This is a genomic window from Actinomadura sp. NPDC048032 (assembly GCF_040653175.1).
Taxonomy (GTDB): domain Bacteria; phylum Actinomycetota; class Actinomycetes; order Streptosporangiales; family Streptosporangiaceae; genus Spirillospora; species Spirillospora verrucosospora.
The window spans coordinates 1-1,440 of sequence record NZ_JBEZJP010000790.1 but is presented as its reverse complement, the minus strand read 5'-3'; the positions used below and the strand labels follow the sequence as shown (position 1 = coordinate 1,440).

Genomic DNA, 1,440 nt, shown 5'->3' with positions numbered 1-1,440 from the left:
GGTGGTCGAGCACCTGGAGCGCTGCGACGCCGACATCGCGCCGCCGGCGGGCGTGGAGGTCCACAACCCGGACCTGCACATCGCCACGCTGAACAACAAGGCCAAGCTGGAGATGGAGCTGACGGTCGAGCGCGGCCGCGGCTACGTCTCGGCCGCGCAGAACAAGCAGCCGGGCCAGGAGATCGGCCGGATCCCGATCGACTCCATCTACTCGCCCGTGCTCAAGGTCACCTACAAGGTCGAGGCCACCCGAGTCGAGCAGCGCACCGACTTCGACCGCCTCATCCTGGACGTGGAGACCAAGCAGGCGATGCTGCCGCGCGACGCGGTCGCCTCCGCCGGCAAGACCCTCGTCGAGCTGTTCGGGCTGGCCCGGGAGCTCAACGTCGAGGCCGAGGGCATCGACATGGGCCCGTCCCCGACGGACGCCGCGCTCGCCGCGGACCTGGCCCTGCCGATCGAGGAGCTGAACCTCACGGTCCGCTCCTACAACTGCCTGAAGCGCGAGGGCATCCACTCCGTGGGCGAGCTCGTCGCCCGCAGCGAGCAGGACCTGCTCGACATCCGCAACTTCGGCGCCAAGTCGATCGAAGAGGTCAAGCAGAAGCTCAACGACATGGGCCTGTCGCTGAAGGACTCCCCGCCCGGGTTCGACCCGAGCGCGGCGGCCGACAACTACGGCGACGACGACCAGGGCTACGCCGAGACCGAGCAGTACTAGGAACCCGAGTCCGGCGGCCGGGGGCCCGCGGTCCCCGGCCGGCCGGAACCAGCTGACACCGGTACCTGACACGGCCGGTGCAGGAAGGAAACGACATGCCCCAGCCCACCAAGGGCGCCCGCCTCGGCGGCAGCGCGGCGCACCAGCGCCTGATCCTGGCCAACCTGGCCACGTCGCTGTTCGAGCACGGCCGCATCACCACCACCGAGGCCAAGGCCCGGCGGGTGCGTCCGCTGGCGGAGAAGCTGATCACCAAGGCGAAGAAGGGCGACCTGCACAACCGTCGCCTGGTCGCCAAGACGATCCGCGACAAGGGAGTCCTGCACGAGCTCTTCACCGAGATCGCGCCGCGCTTCGAGAACCGTCCCGGCGGCTACACCCGCATCACCAAGATCGGGCCGCGCAAGGGCGACAACGCCCCGATGGCCGTGATCGAGCTGGTGCAGGAGCAGCTGGCGGCGTCCGGCGGCACGGCCGCTCCGGCCGCCCCGGCGCCGAAGGCGGAGGAGCCCGAGGCCAAGACGGAGGCCGACGACACGGCCGCCGTGGACGCCAAGGACGAGGCCGCCGGCGACGCGGAAGCCAAGGACGAGGGCGAGAAGGAGTAATCCGCCGCTTGAACTGGGCGAGCGTTTGCTCGAAGTTCGTGAGGGCCCGCCGTTTCCATCGGGACGGCGGGCCCGAACTTTTCCAGACCGAGGCGAAGCCGCCGGATCCGA

The 1,440-nt window shown here is 70.1% G+C and carries 2 protein-coding genes; both read left to right on the top strand.

Annotated features, from left to right (window positions below):
• Positions 1-721: DNA-directed RNA polymerase subunit alpha (gene rpoA, locus AB0C69_RS42240; protein ID WP_360362569.1), on the top strand; the 721-nt coding region annotated here is incomplete at its 5' end.
• A 95-nt stretch (positions 722-816) separates the two neighbouring features.
• The gene (gene rplQ, locus AB0C69_RS42235; RefSeq protein WP_345176421.1) at positions 817-1,329 is read left to right on the top strand and encodes a 50S ribosomal protein L17; all 513 of its coding nucleotides are present in this window, start codon (positions 817-819) and stop codon (positions 1,327-1,329) included.
• Positions 1,330-1,440: the final 111 nt, after the last annotated feature.

Coding starts and splice junctions, on each gene's coding strand:
- rplQ (WP_345176421.1), top strand. CDS start 817: ATGCCCCAGCCCACCAAGGGCGCCCGCCTCGGCGGCAGCGCGGCGCAC.